This window comes from Streptomyces sp. CNP082 (assembly GCF_059570535.1).
Genome location: NZ_JCANSZ010000029.1, coordinates 37,660 through 58,155 on the forward strand (window position 1 = coordinate 37,660; position 20,496 = coordinate 58,155).

General features: G+C 74.7%; 16 protein-coding genes and 2 pseudogenes. 7 read left to right on the forward strand and 11 right to left on the reverse strand.

The window, feature by feature from the left end; translation table 11 throughout:
• Nucleotides 1–66 precede the first annotated feature (66 nt).
• The 4 genes from B124_RS22225 to B124_RS22240 form a co-directional block, all read right to left on the reverse strand.
• Nucleotides 67–684 carry a PadR family transcriptional regulator gene (locus B124_RS22225; protein ID WP_496504672.1) on the reverse strand — a complete coding sequence of 206 codons (618 nt, stop codon included), beginning with the start codon at nucleotides 682–684 and terminating at the stop codon, nucleotides 67–69.
• Nucleotides 685–821: 137 nt separating this feature from the next.
• Complete coding sequence (locus B124_RS22230) at nucleotides 822–1,265, reverse strand: CBS domain-containing protein (protein WP_496504673.1); 444 nt, start codon at nucleotides 1,263–1,265, stop codon at nucleotides 822–824.
• A 198-nt stretch (nucleotides 1,266–1,463) separates the two neighbouring features.
• Nucleotides 1,464–2,921 (reverse strand): aldehyde dehydrogenase family protein, encoded by a 1,458-nt coding sequence (locus tag B124_RS22235; RefSeq protein ID WP_496504674.1) that lies wholly within the window; start codon nucleotides 2,919–2,921, stop codon nucleotides 1,464–1,466.
• 89 nt (nucleotides 2,922–3,010) lie between these two features.
• A complete protein-coding gene (locus B124_RS22240) occupies nucleotides 3,011–3,871 on the reverse strand; it encodes a Sco1979 family transcriptional regulator (RefSeq protein WP_496504675.1) in 861 nt (286 codons plus the stop codon).
• Nucleotides 3,872–4,151: 280 nt separating this feature from the next.
• Between B124_RS22240 and B124_RS22245 the strand changes: the two genes are divergently transcribed.
• Nucleotides 4,152–4,685: an ATP-binding protein gene (locus tag B124_RS22245; protein WP_496504676.1), complete on the forward strand. Its 534-nt coding sequence runs from the start codon at nucleotides 4,152–4,154 to the stop codon at nucleotides 4,683–4,685.
• 392 nt (nucleotides 4,686–5,077) lie between these two features.
• Here B124_RS22245 and B124_RS22250 read toward each other — a convergent pair whose 3' ends face one another.
• Both B124_RS22250 and B124_RS22255 read right to left on the reverse strand, forming a co-directional pair.
• Entirely contained in the window at nucleotides 5,078–5,317 is a 240-nt protein-coding gene (locus B124_RS22250; protein ID WP_496504677.1) for a DUF397 domain-containing protein, read from the reverse strand.
• Nucleotides 5,318–5,501: 184 nt separating this feature from the next.
• Nucleotides 5,502–5,696, reverse strand: coding sequence for a hypothetical protein (locus B124_RS22255; RefSeq protein WP_496504715.1), 195 nt, complete (start codon nucleotides 5,694–5,696; stop codon nucleotides 5,502–5,504).
• A gap of 92 nt (nucleotides 5,697–5,788) precedes the next feature.
• Between B124_RS22255 and B124_RS22260 the strand changes: the two genes are divergently transcribed.
• Complete coding sequence (locus tag B124_RS22260; RefSeq protein WP_496504678.1) at nucleotides 5,789–8,260, forward strand: phosphoketolase family protein; 2,472 nt, start codon at nucleotides 5,789–5,791, stop codon at nucleotides 8,258–8,260.
• A 95-nt stretch (nucleotides 8,261–8,355) separates the two neighbouring features.
• Here B124_RS22260 and B124_RS22265 read toward each other — a convergent pair whose 3' ends face one another.
• Nucleotides 8,356–9,765 carry a family 2B encapsulin nanocompartment shell protein gene (locus B124_RS22265; RefSeq protein ID WP_496504679.1) on the reverse strand — a complete coding sequence of 470 codons (1,410 nt, stop codon included), beginning with the start codon at nucleotides 9,763–9,765 and terminating at the stop codon, nucleotides 8,356–8,358.
• A 178-nt stretch (nucleotides 9,766–9,943) separates the two neighbouring features.
• Between B124_RS22265 and B124_RS22270 the strand changes: the two genes are divergently transcribed.
• Nucleotides 9,944–11,014, forward strand: a complete 1,071-nt coding sequence (locus B124_RS22270) for an NAD-dependent epimerase/dehydratase family protein (RefSeq protein ID WP_496504680.1) — start codon at nucleotides 9,944–9,946, stop codon at nucleotides 11,012–11,014.
• Nucleotides 11,015–11,029: 15 nt separating this feature from the next.
• Here B124_RS22270 and B124_RS22275 read toward each other — a convergent pair whose 3' ends face one another.
• Nucleotides 11,030–12,178, reverse strand: coding sequence for a sensor histidine kinase (locus tag B124_RS22275; protein WP_496504681.1), 1,149 nt, complete (start codon nucleotides 12,176–12,178; stop codon nucleotides 11,030–11,032).
• Entirely contained in the window at nucleotides 12,175–13,014 is an 840-nt protein-coding gene (locus B124_RS22280) for a response regulator transcription factor (protein WP_496504682.1), read from the reverse strand. Before B124_RS22280 ends, B124_RS22275 begins: the two co-directional genes overlap by 4 nt.
• A 122-nt stretch (nucleotides 13,015–13,136) precedes the next feature.
• Between B124_RS22280 and B124_RS22285 the strand changes: the two are divergent.
• The 3 genes and pseudogenes from B124_RS22285 to B124_RS22295 all read left to right on the forward strand — a co-directional run.
• Nucleotides 13,137–13,805: pseudogene (locus B124_RS22285) on the forward strand (glycosyltransferase family 2 protein); the annotation flags it as partial.
• A 401-nt stretch (nucleotides 13,806–14,206) separates the two neighbouring features.
• Nucleotides 14,207–14,833: pseudogene (locus B124_RS22290) on the forward strand (TIGR04282 family arsenosugar biosynthesis glycosyltransferase); the annotation flags it as partial.
• 308 nt (nucleotides 14,834–15,141) lie between these two features.
• The gene (locus B124_RS22295) at nucleotides 15,142–16,464 is read left to right on the forward strand and encodes a class I SAM-dependent methyltransferase (RefSeq protein WP_496504683.1); all 1,323 of its coding nucleotides are present in this window, start codon (nucleotides 15,142–15,144) and stop codon (nucleotides 16,462–16,464) included.
• Here B124_RS22295 and B124_RS22300 read toward each other — a convergent pair.
• Both B124_RS22300 and B124_RS22305 read right to left on the reverse strand, forming a co-directional pair.
• On the reverse strand, nucleotides 16,352–17,272 hold the full coding sequence (locus B124_RS22300) for a hypothetical protein (RefSeq protein ID WP_496504684.1): 921 nt from the start codon (nucleotides 17,270–17,272) through the stop codon (nucleotides 16,352–16,354). The two genes, B124_RS22295 and B124_RS22300, sit on opposite strands and share 113 nt — an antisense overlap.
• Before the next feature lie 185 nt (nucleotides 17,273–17,457).
• Nucleotides 17,458–18,774 (reverse strand): molybdopterin-dependent oxidoreductase, encoded by a 1,317-nt coding sequence (locus B124_RS22305; protein WP_496504685.1) that lies wholly within the window; start codon nucleotides 18,772–18,774, stop codon nucleotides 17,458–17,460.
• Between the two features lie 113 nt (nucleotides 18,775–18,887).
• Here B124_RS22305 and B124_RS22310 point away from each other — a divergent pair, with 113 nt between their 5' ends.
• Nucleotides 18,888–20,459 carry a hypothetical protein gene (locus tag B124_RS22310; RefSeq protein WP_496504686.1) on the forward strand — a complete coding sequence of 524 codons (1,572 nt, stop codon included), beginning with the start codon at nucleotides 18,888–18,890 and terminating at the stop codon, nucleotides 20,457–20,459.
• The last annotated feature ends 37 nt before the right edge of the window (nucleotides 20,460–20,496 follow it).

A 20,496-nucleotide genomic window follows, 5' to 3' on the forward strand; every position in this document is an offset into this window, starting at 1 on the left:
CTCAGGTAGTCAAATTTGACCACCGGCGCCGAAGGTAACGCGGCGCCCGCAATTAGTCAAACTTGATTAGCGGCTGTCCGGGGCGCCCGGCTCCTCCGGGCTCGTCGCCATCCCGGCCCACGGGTCGCCCTCGCCGGCCATCACGTACGCGCCGCCCTCCAGCCGCGCGATCAGGGAGCGGGTCCACTCGGCGCCCGCCTCGGCGGTGTGCAGCCACAGGCGCATGATCTCGCCGATGTGCCCGAAGTCCTCGTCGTCCTTCGGCGAGTAGTGCGCCAGGACCTGGGCGCGCCACGCCTCCATCGCCGCGACCCGCTCCTTGAGCAGCGCGACGGCCTCGGCGCGCGGCAGGTCGACGAGGAAGCCGACGCCCGCGGTGAGGAGGTCGGTCTTCTGGTCGTGGCGGCGCAGCGCGTCACGCAGCAGCCGGAAGTACTCGGCGTCGCCCTCGGCCGTCATCTCGTACTCGGTGCGCGGCGGGCCGCCGGCCGTGCTGGGCGCCACCTCGTGGGCGAGCAGCAGGCCCTGCTTGGCCATCTGCTTGAGCGCGTGGTAGATCGAGCCGGGCTTGACGTTCGACCACTCGTGGGCGCCCCAGTACTCCAGGTCTGCCCGGACCTGGTAGCCGTGCGCCCGGCCGTGCCGGCGCACGGCGCCCAGGACCAGGAGGCGGGTTGCGGACAAGGGACCCCTTTTCTTCCGCGGAGATATGTGCCCCCAGCCTAGTCAACCTTGACTAGCAGGGTCCGCGGGGGCACACGGCGCGGGGCCGGGCTCCCCGCGCGGGAACCCGGCCCCGGTCCGGTGAGGGGCGGTACGGGTCAGTGGTGGCCGCCCGCGTACACCCTGCGGCAGAACGTCGCCATCTGCTCGTCCGTCAGCCCGTTGGTCAGGTCCGACTCGCTGATCATGCCGACGAGCTGGTGGTTCTCGATGACCGGTACGCGGCGCACCTGGTGCTGCTCCATCGCGTTCAGCACGTCCTCGACCGGGGCGCCGGCGTCGACGTACACCGGACGTCCGGTCGCCAGCTCGCCGGCCGCGCAGGTCGTCAGGTCACGGCCCTGGGCGACGCACTTCACGACGATGTCGCGGTCGGTGATCATGCCGGTGAGCTTGCCGTCCTGGCCGCACACCGGCAGCGCACCGACGTCCATGGACTGCATCTTCGCGGCGGCGGTGGCGACGGACTCGGTCGCGTCGATGCACTCACAGCCTTCGTGCATCAGGTCGCGGGCGGTCCTCGCGGCGGTGGGAGCGGTCATCGCAGGTCTCCTGTCCTGAAGGTCCGGAAAAGGTCCGGGAGGGGGCACGGGGTACGGGAAGGGGATTCCGTCACCGCCATGCTCCAGGCCCCCGGGCGGCCGGGCGACCTGCACGCCGCCAAACGGATGACCCGCGCGGAAACCGGCCGTACGACCGCGTAACGGCCGTACGACCGCGTAACGGTCGCGTACGGCGCGTCAGAAGGGGAACTGCGTCCGGCCGTGCTGGACGGAGATCCACTTCAGCGTCGTGAACGCGTCGACGGTCGCCTCGCCGTTCAGCCGCCCCAGGCCCGAGCACTTCTCGCCGCCGAACGGCACCACCGGCTCGTCGTGGATCGTGCCGTCGTTGACGTGCACCATCCCCGACTCGATCCGCCCCGCCAGCCGCACGCCCCGCTCCAGGTCCCCGGTGTGCACCGCGCCGCTCAGCCCGAAGGGGGTGTCGTTGACGATCCGTACCGCCTCGTCCTCGCCCGTGAACGGCAGCAGGAACGCCACCGGCCCGTAGAACTCCCGCCGCAGCAGCTCGCTGTCCGCCGGCAGCCCGGTCAGCACCGTGGGCTCCACCAGCGTGCCGTCCGTGCGCCCGCGCAGCAGCGCGGTGGCGCCGGCGGCGAGCGCCGCGTCGACCCGGGCGGCGAGCTCGGCGGCCTCGCGGGCGCCGATGAGCGGGCCGAGCTGGGTCGCGGGGTCGGACGGGTCACCGACGGTCAGCGCGGCGGCCTTGGCGACGAACTTCTCCGCGAACTCGTCCAGCACCGCCCGGTCCACCAGCACCCGGTTGGCGGCCATGCAGACCTGCCCCTGGTGGGCGAAGCGGCTGAAGACGGCGGCGTCCACGGCGTAGTCGACGTCGGCGTCGGCGAGCACGACGACGGCCGAGCTGCCGCTCATCTGCAGCACCGTGCGCTTGAAGTGCCGGGCGGCGACGCCCGCGATGTGCCGGCCGGCCTCGGTGGAGCCGGTGAAGGACAGCACGCGCGGCACGGGGTGCTCGATGAAGGCGTCGTCGATCTCGGCGGTGTCCGTGACGACGACGTTCAGCAGCCCGGGCGGCAGCCCGGCGTCCTGGAGCAGCCACGCCAGCAGCGTGCCGCCGACGACGGGCGCGTAGCGGTGCGGCTTGAGCACCACGCCGTTGCCGAGCGCGAGCGCGGGCGCCACGGACTTCGCGGCCAGGAAGAGCGGGAAGTTGTACGAGCTGATGACGCCGACGACGCCCACGGGCAGCCGGTAGACGCGGTTCTCCTTGCCGGGCGTCGGCGACGGCAGGACCCGGCCCTCGGCGCGCAGCGCGTACGACATGGACTCGCGCAGCACGTCCTTGGTGAGGGCGATCTCGAACGCGGCCTTCAGCAGCGTGCCGCCCAGCTCCCGCACGATCGCGCGGGTGATCTCCTCCTCGCGCTCCTCCACCAGCCGCAGCGCCCGCTCGAAGACCAGCCGCCGCTCGTACGGCGAGCGCTCGGCCCAGGGCCGCTGCGCCCGCTCGGCCGCGCGGTAGGCGGCGTCCACCTCGGCGGCGGTGGCGACGGTGACGGCCGCGAGCCGCTCACCGGTGTACGGGTCGAGGTCGATGACGTCCCACGCGCCGGCGCCGGGGCACCACTTGCCGTCGATGTACTGCAGTGCCAGGTCGGAGAAGAGAGACATGAGCTCGGCTGCACCCCTGCACACGGCGGACGGCGGGCACGGCTGTGCCCGCTGACAGGCCATCGTACTGGTGCGCGAACCGCGCCCCGCTAGACCTCCCGGATGTGCCGGTGCAGCAACTCCCGTGATTCCGCCTCGTCTTGGGCGGCTACGCGCAGCAGGTCCATGGCCTTCGTGTACGTCGCGACATCCTCCGGCTTGTCCAGGTAGAGCGCGCTCGTCAGGTGCTCCACGTAGACGACGTCGGAGAGGTCCTCCTCCGGGAAGTTCAGGATGGTGAAGGCACCGGAGTCGGGGGTGTGGCCGTGCTGCGCCAGCGGGATGATCCGCAGCGACACGTTCGGCATCTCGGAGGCGTCGACCAGGTGCTGCAACTGCTTGCGCATCACCTGCCGGCCGCCGTACGGGCGGCTGATCGCGGCCTCGTCGAGCACCACCTTGAGCTGCGCGGGGTGCTCGGCGTACAGCCGCTTCTGCCGCTCCAGCCGGGCGCCGACGCGCCGGTCCGCCTCGGCGGGCGAGACGGGCAGGCCCGCGGTCACGACCGCGTGCGCGTACTCCTCTGTCTGCAACAGCCCGTGCACGAACTGGACCTCGTACACGTCGATACCGGCGGCGGCCGACTCCAGTCCCACATAGGTGGGGAACCAGCCGGGCAGCACATCGCTGTAGCTGTGCCACCACCCCGCGGTGTTCGCCTCGCTGACGAGACCGACGAGGGCGTCGCGCTCGGTCTGATCGGTCACGCCGTACAGCGTGAGCAGGTCCTCCACGTCTCGGCTCTTGAAACTCACCCGGCCCAGCTCCATCCGGCTGATCTTGGATTCCGAGGCCCTGATCGCGTATCCGGCGGCGTCGCGTGAGATCCCCTGTTCTTCCCGCAACCGTCTGAGCTGTGAGCCCAGCAGGATACGGCGCACGACCGATCCGCTTGATCCGTCCACGGCCATCGGAGTCCTCCACCCACCTCGGCGACATGGCACTTACAACGACATGGCAACAGCACGCCCCCGGCGCCACCGGCCCATACTGCCATCACTCCGTATCATTGCGTGCCCGATCGGTTACCCAACCGAGAAAATCTTGCCGGGCAATGCCCATGAACCAGGAAGTTGCTAGACAATCCTCGCTCGTGCACGTGCATCTGCCCTTGCATCTGCCATAAGCATTCGGAACGATGGGCATCCGCACGGTGACGACAGACACGCACGCGACTGGGGAGTGCCGCGCATGGGGACCGAAGCAGCAGCCGTGCTCGCGCCCTTATGGCGAGGGCTGCCCCCGCTGGACTCCGGCGCCGTCGACGGCGCCGCCTCCTGTGCGATCTCCGGCAGCCATGAGTCCGTCAGCGGCGCGCGCGCCTTCACACACCACACCCTGCGGCACTGGGAGCTGACCGACCTCAGCGACGACGTCGCGCTGGTCGTCTCCGAACTCGTCACCAACGCGCTCCGGCACGCCCTGACCGGCCACACCGAGCACGGCCACACCGAGCACGAGCACGCCGGACACGAGCACGCCGGACAGGAGACAGCGGTGCGGCTGCATCTGATGCGCTGGTCGTCCCGGCTGGTGTGCGCCGTACGCGACCCGAGCACCGCGAGCCCGGTGGCCGGGGTCGCCGACGTGGGCGCGGAGTCCGGGCGCGGGCTGTACCTGGTCGACTCCTTCAGCGACAGCTGGGGCTGGCACCCGCTGGACGGCTCGCTGCACGGCAAGGTCGTGTGGGCCGTGTTCCACCTGCCGCGGCCGGCGGCCGACTGACCGAAGGGCCGCCCGGCCGCCCGGCCGCAGGGTCCCGCGCGGCCGTCCCCTTCCCCCGCTGTACGTCCGCTGCACGTCCGCCTGGACGCCCCCGGTACTCCCCCTGTACGTCTCGTCACCGCTGCCCGCTGCCCGTGGGGCCGGAGTAACGGAACCGGAACTCTCGGGCACGACGACGACACCGCACGGTGCCCCGGATACCGGGTGATTCACGCTCCGGAACCGTTCGCGGACGGAAAGGAAGCGCTCGCATTCCATACGGGCCGAGGGTGTGCAGCACGATCAGCGCCCGCTACGGGCGATATCTCATCCTGGATCCGTATGGCAGCCGGCTTGCCGTGTGACCCGAAGGGCGGCAGAAGCGCGCGGGGCAGCCGGGAAATGGGGGGTTGTCAGTCAGCTACAAGGTGGTCGAACTCTCCGTCCTTGACGCCCAGCAGCATCGCCTCCACCTCGGCACGGGTGTAGACGAGCGCGGGTCCTTCGGGGAATCGGGAATTGCGAACGGCTATCTCACCGCCAGGAAGTTTGGCGAACTCGACGCAGGAACCCTGCGAGTTGCTGTGCCGGCTCTTCTGCCAGGCGGCGCCGTGAAGATCTCTGGCCGCAATGCCGTTGTATGCGTGGGCCACAGCGCTTCTCCAAGGTGGTTGCCAGTGTCAACTGTCGGGGATCATAGCTGTGTTGGCGGCTAGGTGCACGCGCAAATGCACGTGCACACAGCGTGCCCGCTTGATTCCTATCAGGCGTCCACCAAGGTCCCCCGGGTGGTTCAACGCACAAGGCGGTACCGAATAGTTCCCGGTACGGCCACATTCACGGCCGGATGCTGCTCACCACGTTCGCCGTGGCCTGCAGACCGGACTGGATCGTGGGGGCCACGGTGGTCCCGGACAGATAGAAGCCGAGGAGCACGCAGACCACCGCGTGCGAGGTCTTCAGCGAGCCGCTGCGCAGAAACACGATGGCCAGCACGGAGAGCAGCAGCACGACCGACACCGACACGGCCATCGGATCACCGGTCCCCGGGTTCGCCGTCCACATACGTGGCAGTCTGTCCCACCCGTACCCCCTGTTCCGCGCGAGCCGTGCCCGCCATTCGGGTGCGAGAGGGACCGTCCGGGGCCGGGAGGCGCGCGCGGCGCGCCGTCGGGTGGCGGCCCTGCCCCGGGCGTAAGACTGGGCTGTACCGCCTACCCCCCTTCGTCGATGGGACGACGATGAAGAAGCAGGAGCTGGCCGACCTCGACGCCCACTGGCGCGCCCTCAACTACCTGGCCGCGGGCCAGATCTACCTCACCCGCAACCCGCTGCTCACCGAGCCGCTGACGCCCGGCGACATCAAGCCGCGGCTGCTCGGCCACTGGGGCACCTGCCCCGGCCTCAACCTCGTCTACACCCACCTCAACCGCGTCATCGGCGCCCGCGACCTCGACGCCGTCTGCGTCTGGGGCCCCGGCCACGGCGGTCCCGCCGTCTACGCCGGCGCGTGGCTCGACGGCTCGTACGGGGAGGTGCACCCCGACGTCTCGCGCGACGCCGCCGGGATGGCGCGGCTGTTCCGGCAGTTCTCCTTCCCCGGCGGGACGCCGAGCCATGTGGCGCCCGTGGTGCCCGGGTCGTTCCACGAGGGCGGCGAGCTGGGCTACTCGCTCGCGCACGCCTACGGCGCGGCCTTCGACAACCCCGGCCTCGTCGCGGCCTGCGTCATCGGCGACGGCGAGGCGGAGACCGGGCCGCTGGCGGGGTCGTGGCACGCGAACAAGTTCCTCGACCCCGCCTACGACGGCGCCGTGCTGCCCATCCTGCACCTCAACGGCTACAAGATCGCCGGCCCCACCGTGCTCTCCCGCATCCCGCAGAGCGAGCTGGACGAGCTGCTGCGCGGCTACGGCCACGAGCCCCTGTACGTCAGCGGAGATGATCCCGCGCGCGTCCACCAGGACATGGCCGCGGCGATGGACACCGCCCTCGACCGGATCGCCGAGTTCCAGCAGGCCGCGCGCGCGAAGGGCGGGCTGCGCGGCCGGCCCCGCTGGCCGGCGATCGTGCTGCGCACCCCCAAGGGCTGGACCGGCCCCGAGGACGTGGACGGCACCCCGGTCGAGGGCACGTGGCGCGCCCACCAGGTGCCGCTGCCGGAGGTGCGCGAGAACCCCGAGCACCTGGCCGAGCTGGAGCGGTGGCTGCGTTCGTACGAACCGCAGCGGCTCTTCGGCGCCGACGGCAGGCCCAGCGGCCAGGTGCTCGCCTGCGTGCCGCACGGCGACCGCCGCCTCGGCGCCAACCCGCACGCCAACGGCGGCCGGCTGCTGCGCACGCTGCCGCTGCCGGGGCCCGACACGTACGCCGTCGCCGTCGACCGGCCCGGCGTCCGGCTCCACGAGCCGACCCGGGTGCTCGGCGCCATGCTGCGGCAGGTGATGGCCGACACCGCCGAGCGCCGCGACTTCCGCGTCTTCGGCCCGGACGAGACCGCGTCCAACCGGCTGCAGGAGCTGTTCGAGGTCACGGACCGGGCGTGGCAGGCGCAGACGGAGCGGACCGACGAGCACCACGGGCCGCACGGCCGGGTCATGGAGGTGCTCTCCGAGCACCTGTGCCAGGGCTGGCTGGAGGGGTACGTCCTCACGGGCCGGCACGGCCTCTTCTCGTCGTACGAGGCGTTCGCGCACATCGTCGCGAGCATGGCCGCGCAGCACATCAAGTGGATCCAGACCGCGCAGGAGGAGCCCTGGCGCGCGCCGGTCGCCGGGCTCAACTACCTGCTGACCTCGCACGTCTGGCGCCAGGACCACAACGGCTTCAGCCACCAGGACCCCGGCTTCGTCGACCACGTCCTCAACAAGAGCCCGGGCGTCGTCCGGGTCTACCTGCCGCCGGACGCCAACACCCTGCTGTGCGTGGCCGACCACGTGCTGCGCACCCGCGACGTCGTCAACGTCGTCGTCGCCGGCAAGCAGCCGTCGTTCGACTGGCTGACGCTGGAGCAGGCCCGCGCGCACTGCCTGCGCGGCGTCGGCATCTGGGAGTGGGCCGGCACCGAACGCCCCGGCCAGGCCCCGGACGTGGTCCTCGCCTGCGCCGGGGACGTGCCGACGCAGGAGGTGCTGGCCGCGGCGGCGCTGCTGCGCGAGCACCTGCCGGAGCTGGCGGTACGGGTCGTCAACGTCGTCGACATGGCCCGGCTGATGCCGCACGAGGACCACCCGCACGGGATGACGGCGCGGCAGTTCGACTCGGTGTTCACCCGCGACACCCCGGTCATCTTCGCGTACCACGGCTATCCGTGGCTGATCCACCGGCTCGCCTACCGGCACGCGGGGCACGACCAACTGCACGTGCGCGGCTACAAGGAGATGGGCACCACGACCACGCCGTTCGACATGGTCGTACGCAACGACCTCGACCGCTACCGGCTGGTGATGGACGTCATCGACCGCGTCCCGGGGCTGGCCGTGCGGGCGGCGGCGGTGCGGCAGCGGATGGAGGACGTCCGGGGCCGGCACCACGCCTGGATCCGCGCGCACGGCACGGACCTGCCGGAGGTGGCGGACTGGGCGTGGCCGGGCTGAGCCTCCGGCCGGGCCGGGGCCGGGTCCCTGCCGGGTCCCGGGCGGGGCCGGCGCGGTCGTCTCCGCCGCGCCGGCCGGACGCCCGCCCGTACGGGTCAGTTGCCGCCGATCTGGACGTCCTCCAGGATGCCGAGCGCGTCGGGGACGAGCACCGCCGCGGAGAAGTACGCGCTCACCAGGTACGAGATGATCGCCTTGTCGCTGATCCCCATGAACCGGACGTTCATCCCCGGCCGGATCTCGTCCGGCAGCCCCGTCTGGTGCAGCCCCACCACGCCCTGGTCCGCCTCGCCGAGCCGCATCGCGATCACCGAGCTGGTCCCCTCCGGGGTGACCGGGATCTTGTTGCAGGGCAGCAGCGGGATGCCGCGCCAGTTGTTGACCTCGCTGCCCAGGTACTCCGTGCGCGGCGGGTAGATGCCGCGCTTGTTCCACTCCCGGCCGATGGCCGCGATCGCCCGCGGGTGCGCCAGCAGCACGCGCGTCTGCCGGCGGCGGGAGATCAGCTCGTCCAGGTCGTCGGGCGTGGGCGGGCCCGAGCGGGTGTGGATGCGCTGTTTGAGGTCGGCGTTGTGCAGCAGGCCGAAGGAGCGGTTGTTGACCAGCTCGTGCTCCTGGCGTTCGAGCAGCGCCTCGACGGTCAGCCGCAACTGCTGCTCGACCTGGTTCATCGGGTCGTTGTACAGATCGGCGACCCGGCTGTGGACGCGCAGCACGGTCTGCGCGACCTCCAGCTCGTACTCCCTGGGCGTCAGCTCGTAGTCCACGAACGTGCCCGGGAGGTCCTGCTCGCCGCGGTGGCCGGAGGCCAGCTCGATCTCGGCCTCGCCCTTGCTGTTCTGCCGCTGCCGCGGGATGTCGCGGAACGCCTCCAGGTGCTCGCGCAGCGCCGGCGCCTGGGCCAGCAGCTCCTCCAGCGCGGCGCGGGTGAGGACCAGCACCGTGCCGCGGGTCTGGGCCCGCACCGTGAACGGCCAGGTGCCGCCGGCGGTGAGGAGCACCTCCCCGCCGACGCAGTCGCCGCCGGCGAGGACGCCGAGCACCGTCTCGTCCCCGTACTTCCCGGCGCCGACCCGCTCCAGCCGCCCGTGCGCGATGAGCACGACCTGGTCCGCCGCCGCCCCGGCGGACACCACCGCGTCCCCCGGCGCCACCTCCCGCTGCGCGAACCGGCCGGCCAGCGCCGTCAGCACCTCCTCGTCCTCGAACGCGCGCAACTGCGGCAGCTCGCGCAGCTCCTGCGGGATGACGCGCACGTCGTCGCCGACCGAGGTGAACTCGACCTGTCCGTCGCCGAGCGTGTGGGTCAGGCGCCGGTTCACCCGGTACGCACCGCCCTTGACCTCCGTCCACGGCAGCACCTTGAGGAGCCAGCGGGAGGAGATCCCCTGCATCTGCGGGGGCGTCTTGGTGGTGGTCGTCAGGTTCCGCGCGGCGGCGGTGTCGAGGCTGAGGCGGGCGGGGGGTTCGACGGACGCGGACGTTTCTTCTGGCGAGGTCGTCATGGCACCGAAGCTAGGGTTCGCCGCAAAGCGGCAGCAATCGCTCGAAGGAGTAGGAATATCTGCCTTGATGCTGGATAGGGATGCCGCCTGCCCGGGTCCCACCAGCGAGTCTTACCGGAGTGTGACGGCGGGCGCGGCAGCGGCCGTCCGCCGCGGCCGGCGACCCTAGGCTCGCGGCATGCGCGTACTCGTCACCGGCGGCGCCGGGTTCATCGGTTCGCACGTGGTCTCCGCCCTCGCGGAGCGGGGGCACGAGGCGGTGGTGCTGGACGTACGGGACCCGGGCGGCGCCGAGCCGCCGGGCGTCCCGTTCCGGCGCGGCGACGTGCGGGACCGCGACACGGTCGCGGCGGCGCTCGCCGGCGTCGACGCGGTCTGCCACCAGGCCGCGATGGTCGGCCTCACGGAGGACTTCGCGGACGCGCCGGCGTACGTCGGAGTCAACGACCTCGGCACCGCCGTGCTCCTCGCCGCGATGGCGGAGGCGGGGGTGCGGGCGCTGGTGCTGGCGGGGTCGATGGTCGTGTACGGGGAGGGGCGCTACGACTGCGCGGAGCACGGCACCGTACGGCCCCTGCCGCGGGCGGCGGCGGACCTCGCGGGCGGGCTCTTCGAGCCGCGGTGCCCGCGCTGCGGCGCCCAGTTGCGGCCGGGTCTGGTGCGGGAGGACGCGCCGGCGGACCCGCGGAGCGTGTACGCGGCGACGAAGCTGGCACAGGAGCATGTCGCGGGCGTGTGGACGCGCGTCACCGGCGCGCGTGCGGTGTCGCTGCGGTACCACAACGTCTACGGCCCCGGGATGCCCCGCGACACCCCGTACGCCGGCGTCGCGTCCTTCTTCCGCTCCGCGCTGGCGCGGGGGGAGGCGCCGCGGGTGTACGAGGACGGGGCGCAGCGGCGGGACTTCGTCCACGTACGGGACGTCGCCCAGGCCAACGTCCGGGCGCTGGAGGCGGTGGCCGGGGAAGGCGGCGAAGGCGGCGAAGGGGCGGGGGCGGTGCCGGGGACGCTCGCCGCGTACAACGCGGGCAGCGGGGACGTCCGCACCGTCGGCGAGCTGGCGACGGCGCTGGCCGCGGCGTACGGCGGGCCGGCGCCGACGGTCACCGGCGAGTACCGGCTCGGGGACGTACGGCACATCACGGCGGACTCCGCCAGGCTGCGGGCGGAGCTGGGGTGGCGGCCGGCGGTGGGGTTCGAGGACGGGGTGGCGGAGTTCGCGAAGGCGCCGCTGGGGGCGGCGCCCTGACGGGGCGTGCGGCGGTCAGCCCACCGCCGCGGGGAGGGTCACCTCGAAGCGGCAGCCGCCCGGCACGTTGCGTACCTCCGCGCGACCGCGGTGCGCCTCGACGATCCCCCGCACGATCGCCAGCCCAAGACCCGCCCCCGCGGGCGGCACCGGCGTACGGGCGTGGTTGCCGCGCCAGCCGGTGTCGAAGACCCGCGCCAGGTCCTCCTCCGGGATGCCGCCGCACTGGTCGGTGACCGAGACGACCACCGCCGCGCCGTCCCGCTCCCGGAACCCGACCGTCACCGCGACCGTGCCGTCGGCGGGGGTGCGGCGGATGGCGTTGACGAGGAGGTTGCCCAGCACCCGGGTCATCTCCTTGCCGTCGACCTCCACCGGCACCGCCGCCCCCGGCGCCGGCGGCTCGCCGACGAGCCGTACGCCGTGCTCGCGCGCCAGCGGATCCGCGCCCGCGAGCGCGTCGCCGACGAGGTCGTACACCGACATCCGGGTGGGCGCGAGCGCGAGGCTGCCCGCGTGGATGCGGGAGAGTTCGAAGAGGTCGCCGACCATGGCGTCCAGGCGCTCGGTCTCGGCCCTGATCTGCCGGTGGTAGCGGCCGGGTTCTGCGGCCATGCCGTCCTCCAGCGCCTCCGCCATGGCACGCAGCCCGGCCAGGGGCGTACGCAGATCGTGCGAGATCCACGCGACCAGCTCGCGCCGGGAGGCGTCCAGCGCCCGCTCCCGCTGCCGCGACTGCGCCAGCCGCTCGGCGGTCGCCGCCAGCTCCCGGCTCAGCGCGGCCAGCTCGGCGGTCGCGCCGCCCGCGGGGGGCGCGAAGGAGCCGCCTTCGGCGAAGGCGTCGCCGAACGAGCGGGTGGCCGCCGCCAGCGCGTTGCTGCGGGCGACGACCCAGCGGCCGAGGAGGACGGCGGTGACGAGGGCGACGACCGCGGCCATGAGGATGACGATGCTGACGACGGTGAGGTCGTGGCCGGACAGGAACATCGCGTTGGCCACGGCGAGGGTGCCGAGGAGCATCGCGGTGACGGCGGTCGCGGCGACGACGGAGACGGAGACGACGAGGGAGCGGTTGCGCAGCAGGCGCAGGGCGACGGCGCCGAGGAGACCGGCGACGGCGGCGCCGAGGAAGGCGAAGACGGCCATGAGGAGGATGTCGTTCATGACGGGGCGCCTCCGGGGGTGTCGCTTCCGGGGGCGTCGCCTCCGGCGGTGTCGCCCCCGGCGGTGTCGCCTCCGGCGGTGTCGCTTCCGGCGGTGTCGCTGCCTGCGGTGTCGCTTCCGGCGGTGTCGAAGCGGTAGCCGACGCCCCAGACCGTGGTGATCAGCCGCGGCCGGGCCGGGTCGTCCTCCACCTTGCCGCGCAGCCGCCGCACGTGCACGGTCACCGTCGACAGGTCGCCGAACTCCCAGCCCCACACCTCCCGCATCAGCTCCTCCCGCCCGAACACCCGCCCCGGGTGCCGCAGGAAGTGCGCGAGCAGGTCGAACTCCCGCAGCGTCAGCGCCAGCTCCGCCCCGTGCTTGGCGGCCCGGCGCGCCGCGGGGTCCAAGGTGAGCCCGGCGCCGGTCAGTTCGCCGCCGCGCGCCGCCGCGGCGTGGCTGCGGCGCAGCACGGACTCCACGCGCAGCACCAGCTCGCGCGGGCTGAAGGGCTTGGTGACGTAGTCGTCGGCGCCCAGTTCGAGGCCGAGGATGCGGTCGTCCTCGTCGCCGCGGGCGGTGAGCATGATCACCGGTACGGGGCCGGTGGCGCGCAGCTTCGCGCAGACCTCCAGGCCGTCCATGCCGGGCAGCATCAGGTCGAGTACGACGAGGTCGGGGCGCGCGGACGCGGCGGCGGCCAGCGCCTGCGGGCCGTCGGCGGCGCGGTCGACGGCGTAGCCGGCGCGGTCGAGGTAGCCGGCGACGACCTCGGCGACGGTGGGGTCGTCGTCGACGACGAGCACGCGGGCCGGGCGGCCGGGGGGCCCGGGCCGGGCGGGCGGGACGGGGTCCATGACGCCAGCGTGGCACGGCCGGGGCGGCGGGTGGAGGCCGAACGGACGGCGGCGGGCGACGTCCGTGATTCGTAAGAAACTTGCGTCCGATATGCGGCTTTTGCGCTCGTAGGGTGGTGGCCATGACCGACGTCGTACTCCCCTGTCTGGACGAAGCCGCCGCGCTGCCCTGGGTCCTGGCCCGTATCCCCGCAGGCTGGCGCGCGATCGTGGTCGACAACGGCTCCACGGACGGCTCCGGCGAGCTCGCCCGCGCCCTCGGCGCCACCGTCGTACCCGAGCCGCGGCGCGGCTTCGGCGCCGCCTGCGCGGCGGGCCTGCGGGCGGCCACGGCCGAGTTGGTCTGCTTCTGCGACTGCGACGGCTCCCTGGACCCGGGCCTGCTGCCCCTGCTCACCGGCCGGATCACGGCGGGTACGGCGGACCTCGTCCTCGGCCGCCGCCGCCCGACCACGCGCGGAGCGTGGCCCCTGCACGCCCGCGCGGGCAACGCGGCGCTGGCCCGCATGCTGTACCGCCGCACGGGGGTGCGGCTGCACGACCTGGGCCCGATGCGGGCTGCCCGGCGGGCGGCGCTGCTGGGTCTTGAGGTGGCGGACCGGCGCAGCGGGTACCCGCTGGAGACGGTGGTACGGGCCGCGGACGCGGGGTGGCGGATCGCGGAGCTGCCGGTGCCGTACACGCCGCGGACGGGGAAGTCGAAGGTGACGGGGACGTGGCGGGGGACGTGGCAGGCGGTCCACGACATGAGCGGGGTGTTGCGGACGGCGCCCGGGGAGGGGGGCGCCGGGGGCGCTGCGGGTGCGGGGGGCGCCGCGGGTGCGGGGGGCGCCGGGGGGCCCGGGGGGATCAGGGATGCGGGGGCTGGTAGAGGGGCGGAGTCTGCCGCCGGGGCCCGAAGGGGCGGGGGTGCCGGGGCAGGTGGGGCGGTCGGCGGAGGCTCGGGGCCGGCGGCGGGGTCGGAGGCGGGCGCAGGCCCGGACTCCGGCGTAAGCCCGGAGATGGCCGCAGGCCCGGACACGAGCACAAACGGCGCAAGCCCGGATACGAGCCCAAGCCCCGGCGCGGGCGCAAGCCCGGAGGCGCCAGCAGGCCCGCGTACGCCGGCGGGCCCGCGTACGCCGGCGGGTTCGGGTTCCGCCTCGGGCTCGGGCGGGGAGTCCGCGGTCGGCCGGGGCGCGGGGGTGGAGCGGTGAGCGGGGGCGTCACCGTGCTGGTCATCGCCAAGGAGCCCCGGCCCGGCCGGGTCAAGACCCGGCTCACGCCCGCGTACACCCCCGCGGAAGCGGCGCAGCTCGCACGGGCCGCGCTGGCCGACACCCTCGCCGTCGTACGGGACCTGCCCGCCCGGCGCCGCGTGCTCGTGCTGGACGGCGCCCCCGGCGACTGGCTGCCGCCCGGCTTCACCGTCGTACCGCAGGTGGCAGGCGGGCTCGACGAGCGGCTGGCCGCCGCGTTCGGCGGCTGTACGGGGCCGGCGCTGCTCGTCGGCATGGACACCCCGCAACTCACCGCCGGCCTGCTGGCACCCGCCCTGGCCGACGACGCCTGGTCGGCGTGCGACGCCTGCCTGGGCCCGGCGCTGGACGGTGGCTTCTGGGCGCTGGGCCTGGCGCGGCCGGACCCGGAACTGCTGCGCGGCGTACCGATGTCGACGCCGTACACCGGCGCGGCGCAGCACCGCCGGCTGCGCCAGGCGGGCCTGCGCGTACGGGAGTTGCCGCCGCTCCGCGACGTGGACACCCCGGCGGACGTCCCGCTGGTCGCCGAAGCCGCCGCCCCGGGCAGCCGCTTCGCGGCCACGGCACACCGCCTGGCCGCCCGGAACCGGGCGGCCCTGGCCGACACGGTGGTCGGCAGCCCGGCGGTCGGCACCCCGGCATCCGGCAGCGCGGCACCCGGCAGCCCGGCACCTGGCAGCGCGGCAGTCGCGCCGACGGCACCGGGCGGCGCGGCGCGAGCCGACGCGGCACCGGACACCGCAGCGCAAGCCGACACGGCACCGGACACCGCAGCGCAAGCCCACGCAGCACCCGACACCGCAGCCGGGCACAGCCCGGCACCGTACAACCCGCCACCGGACACCGTGGTCCCCGAGTCCCCGGCACTCCCCCGAGCCGCCGGATGATGGCCCCGCCCCCACCCGGCCGCCCACCCGGCCCTTCCGCCCGCCCCGCGCCCGCCGCCGTCCACACCGCCGACGCCGCCGACGCCGCAGATGACGCCGAGACCGGCGCCGCCCCGGCCCCGCTCGCGCGCCGTACCCCGCCGGACCGCGGGGCGGACGCCGAGGTCCACGGCGGCATGCCCCGGCCGCGTCCCGGCACCGCGCCGGACGGCACTCCGCGGAACGGCACCGCGCCGGACGGCACCGCCACCCGGCCCGGACCACCCACCGGGCAAAGCCCCCCGGACATACCGGCGCACGCTGCCCCACCCCACCCCTCTGCCCCCGCACCGGCATCCGGCATCCGGCTCACCACCGACCCGGCCCCCACCGCGCCGCCCGGGTCCGGCACAGGCGTCCGGCCGGGGCCGACCAGTGCCGCCGCGCGCCCCGCCGGCCCGGCGACGGGCCTCCCGGCCCCCCGCCCCGCCGCCGCGCACAGCGCACCCCGCGCCGAGGCGATCGGGCCGTACCTCCGCCAGCCTCCGGCGGCAGCCGACCCCGCAGGCGGCCCCGCACCCGGCACCGCAACCGGCACCGCACCCGGCCCCGCACCCGGCCCCGACGACGCCTGGGACGGCGCCGACCCCTACGCGCACGCCCTGCGCAGCGGCGGCGGCCCGCTCTTCCTGCGCCGGCACGACGGCTGGCTGCTCCCGCTCGAAGTGGAGCGGTGGTGCGGGGTGCCGGACGGCGCCGACGTGACCGTGCTGCGGCGGTGTACCGGGCCCGTGCTGGACATCGGCTGCGGCCCCGGGCGGCTCGTGGCCGCGCTCGCCGCGCTGGGGCGTCCCGCGCTCGGGGTCGACGTCAGCTCCGAGGCCGTCGCGCACGCCCGGTCGCGGGGCGCCGCGGCGCTGCGCCGGTCGGTGTTCGAGCCGCTGCCCGGCGAGGGCCGCTGGGGTACCGCGCTGCTCATCGACGGCAACATCGGCATCGGCGGCGACCCCGCCGCCCTCCTCGCCCGCGCCGCCGCGCTGCTGCGCCCCGGGGGGCGGCTGGTCGTGGAGGCCGCCGCGGACGACGACGTGGACGAGCGTGTACACGTACACGTCACGGACCGCGTGCACGTCCACGTAGCGGACGAGGCCCGCGGCCACCCCGCGGCCCCCCGCCCCGACCGCGCCCGCCACGCCTTCCCCTGGGCCAGGGTCGGGCTGCCCGCCCTGCTCAGGTACGCGGCGGCGGGCCGCTGGCGGGAGGAGGACCGCTGGAGCGCCGGCGGGCGGCGGTTCGCCGCGCTGCGAGCACCAGAGCGGACGCCGCGAACAGCGCGGCGGTGAGCAGCAGCCAGCGGTGGAGGTAGGCGTCGGCGGGCAGCGCGGTGACGCGCTCGTATTGCCCCACCTGGCGGGTGATGAGCGGGAAGTAGACGAGCAGCAGCAGCCCGGAGACGACGGCGGGGAAGCGGACGTAGTTCACCAGCCGCGGCCCCAGTACGCGCTGTGCGCCCCGGTCGGCGAGCGTGTACAGGGGCACCAGCGCGAGGTCGTGCAGCACCGCGGCACCGGCCAGCCACAGCGCGACGCCGAGGGGGTCCTTGTCGAAGAGGCGGACACCGGCGTAGCCGGTGAGCGCGAAGGAGGCGAGGAGGAGGACGAGGGTGGGGAGCGGACCGGGCGCGAGCAGGCGGCGTACCGCCGCGGAGGGGCGGGCACCGCGGGCGAAGGTGAAGAGGTGCCGGGCGGACCGGGCGGTGGGTCCCGTACGGCCCTCGCCCGCTGCCCCGGCTCCGCCGCCGCGCCGCCCGGCCGGGGCGGCCGTCCCCGGCGGGCCGGAGCCCCGGCGGTCACCGGGCTCACCGTCGCCGTCGGGCCGCCGCGCACCGTCAGGTTCCGGTCCGTCGCCCGACTCCGGTCCGCCGTCCGACTCCCGCACACCATCCGGCTCCCGCGCACCGCTCAACTCCGGTCCGCCGTCCGACTCCCGCGCACCGCCTGACTCCGGTCCACCGCCCGACTCCCGCGCACCGCCCGACTCCCGCGCACCGTCCGACTCCCGCGCACCGTCCGACTCCCGCGCACCGTCCGACTCCGGTCCGCCGTCCGACTCCCATGCACCGTCCAACTCCGCACCACCCGGCTCTTGCACACCGTCCACCTCTTGCGCACTGCCCGACTCCCGTGCACCACCCGGCTCTTGCACACTGCCCAGCTCTTGCGCACTGCCCGACTCCCGTGCACCGTCCGACTCCTGCACACCGTCCGACTCCTGCGCACCGCCCGGCCCTCGCCCGCCCTCCCGGTCCCGCGCGCCGCCTGGCGCGCCCTCCGCGCTCACGGCAGTTCCCCGAACGTCAGCCCGGTGACCCACTTCGTGTTGTGCACCCCCGGGTTCGCCGGGACGATGATCCGCGCCGGATACCCGTGATCCCGGGACAGCGCAGCCCCGTTGACGTGGAGCGCCAGCAACGACCGTGGATCGCGTACCTGGTTGGCCCGCAGCGACGCCGCCCGGAACGCCCCCCGCGGCTGCGCCGACTCCGCGAACACTCCGTCTCCTTCCACCGCCCCCACCAACGCCGCCAGGTCCGCGAGCCGGACCCCGCGCCACAACTGGTCGTCCGTCGACCACCCCTCCACACACGCGATCGGCAGCGCCGCCGTGTGCTGCGGCAGCGCCAGCAGCTCCGCCCTGGTGAGCACCGCGCGGCGGCCGTTTCCGGCGCGTACGACCAGGCGCCAGCGCTCGCCGATGTCGGCCGGCGCGACACCGAGGGCCGCGGCGGTCTTGTTGATCTGGAAGCCGTTCGGCCCTTCGCCCGGGTCGCCGCCGCCGTGCGGGGCGAGGAGCGCGGTGCGGCGCAGCGGACCGCCGATGCTCTGCCCCGCGGTGACCGCGACCAGCCCCAGCGATCCGGCGCCCACCAGCGCCGCGGCGCCGCGCCGGGAGATCGTCGGCGGCGCGGGGTCGGGGGCGCGCAGGTCGTCCATGCCCTGGTCGCGCAGCCCGCGGCGCAGCTTGCCGACGCGGGTGGCGAGGTGAACGGCGAGGGCGGCGAGGAACACCCACGCGCCGTAGAAGTGGAGGGTGTAGAAGGAGCCGGGGAAGACGTAGAAGAGCTGCATGTTGAGGATGCCGGTCGCGAACTCGAAGAGCCCGCTGCCCACGAGGAGCAGCGTCGAGCCGCGCTCCAGCGCGTGCCGGGCGTCGTGCAGCGCCGGCCAGGCGAAGAGGCGGGGCAGGACGGACCAGAGCTTGGCGAGCAGGACGGGGACGAGGGCGATGCCGAGGGTGACGTGGACGCCCTGGTTGAGGCGGTAGAGCCAGTGCGGCTCTGTGGGCCAGGCGAACAGGTAGAAGCCGAGGAGGCCCTTGCCGGGGGTGCGGTCGTTGCCGGGGAGGCCGGGGTTGTAGGCGGCGTACGACAGGAGGCCGGTGAGCAGCAGCACCGGGAGGCCGACGAGGAGGACCGTGCCGAGGAGCGCGGTGAACCACGGGCCGCGCAGCGGGCTGCGCCAGAAGGCGGGGCGGAACGGGCCGGGCGGAGGGAGGAGGCCGGACCCGGGGCCGGCGGCGGTGCCGGGGCTTGGGTCGGGGCGGGGGCCTGGGCCGGGGTCCTGGTGGGGGGCTGGCGGGCGTACGGCGGACATGGACTGACCGTAGGCCGCGGATACGCCCGTATCACCGCACCGACTCCTGACGAAAGCATGACGTCGCCGCGTGCTCCGGCCGCGAGCGGGCCCCGAGTGCCTAGCGTGGCGGCGTGACCTCCTCACCCGCCCGGCCGCCAGACGCCGGTACGGAGACAGCACCCGGAAGCGTGACCGGAACTGGAACCGGCACCGAACCCCCGGCCGTGCCCACCGCCTCCCCGGCTCCGTCTCCGGCTCCGTCTCCGCACACCGCCCCCGCCGCCGGCCGCCGCCGGGACCTCGTGGCCGCCGGCCTCGCCGCCCTGCTCATCGCGGTGGCCGCAGTCATCGGCCGGGCCGTCAACGGCGACGACATCCTGCACGTACGCTTCCCGCCGCTGTCCGCCACCTGGGAGCCGCACTACGGACCCGGCACCCCCGCGGCCCTCGCCGTGGCCGCCGCCGTCGTCGCGTACGGCCCGGCGCTCGCCGGCCGGCTGCCGTGGCGGCGGCTGCTCCTGGCCACGTGGGGGGCGTCCATGGCGTGGATCTGGTCCCTGGCGCTGATCGACGGCTGGCGGGACGGGGTCGCGGAGCAACTGACGCAGCGGAACGAGTACGCCAAGCCGGAGACCGTCGCCCGCTTCGCCGACCTGGGGCACGCCGTACGCACCTTCACCGACCACATCCTCATCCAGACCCCGGACAACTGGCCCGCGCACATCGCCGGGCACCCGCCCGCCGCGATCCTCACCTTCGTGGGCCTCGACCGGGCGGGGCTGGGCGGCGGGGCGTGGGCGGCGGCCTTCTGCGTCACGGTCGGCGGCTCTGCGGCGGTCGCGGTGCTGGTGGCGCTGCGCGCGCTGGGCGGCGAGGAGCGCACGCGGCGCGCGGCGCCGTTCCTGGTCCTGGGGCCGTGGGCGGTCTGGGCGGGGGTGTCGGCGGACGGCTACTTCGCGGCGGTGGCGGCGTGGGGCCTGGCGCTGCTGGCGCTGGCGGCGACGCGGACGGCCCGGCGCCCGGCGGTGGCGGCGGGCGCGGGGGTGCTGCTGGGGTGGGCGGTGTACCTCTCGTACGGGCTGACGCTGCTGGTGCTGCCGATGGCGGCGGTGCTGTGGTGCGCCGCGCGCGGGGGGCGCGGCGGGCGCGGGAGCGGGCGCGGGTGGGGGGTGCTGCGGACGGTGCCGTGGGTGGTGCTGGGTGCGCTGGCGGTCGCGGTGGCCTTCACGGCAGCGGGCTTCTGGTGGTGGGAGGGGTACGAGCTGCTGCACGAGCGCTACTACCAGGGCTGGGGCGGAGAGCGCCCGTACGGCTACTGGGTGTGGGCGAACCTCGCGGTCGCGGCGCTCAGCGTGGGCCTGGCGGCGGTGGCGGGCACCCGGCGCGCGGTCGGCACCGCCTGGCCACGGCGCCACCGCGCCCCCGGCACGTACCGCGACCCCGGCGCGTACCGCGACCCAGGCACGTACCGCGACCCAGGCACGTACGCCGTCGCGGCCATGGCGGTCGCCGGGCTCGCGTGCCTGGTGGCGGCGACGCTCTCGGGGCTCAGCAAGGCGGAGACGGAGCGGATCTGGCTGCCGTTCACGCTCTGGCTGCTGCCGGCCGCGGCTCTGCTCCCGGCCCGGGACCACCGCACGTGGCTGACGGCGCAGGCCGCGGTGGCGCTGGCGGTGAACCATCTCCTGGTCACGAGCTGGTAGCCCGCCCGCTCACCTCCTGATGTCAGTGGCGCGGCGT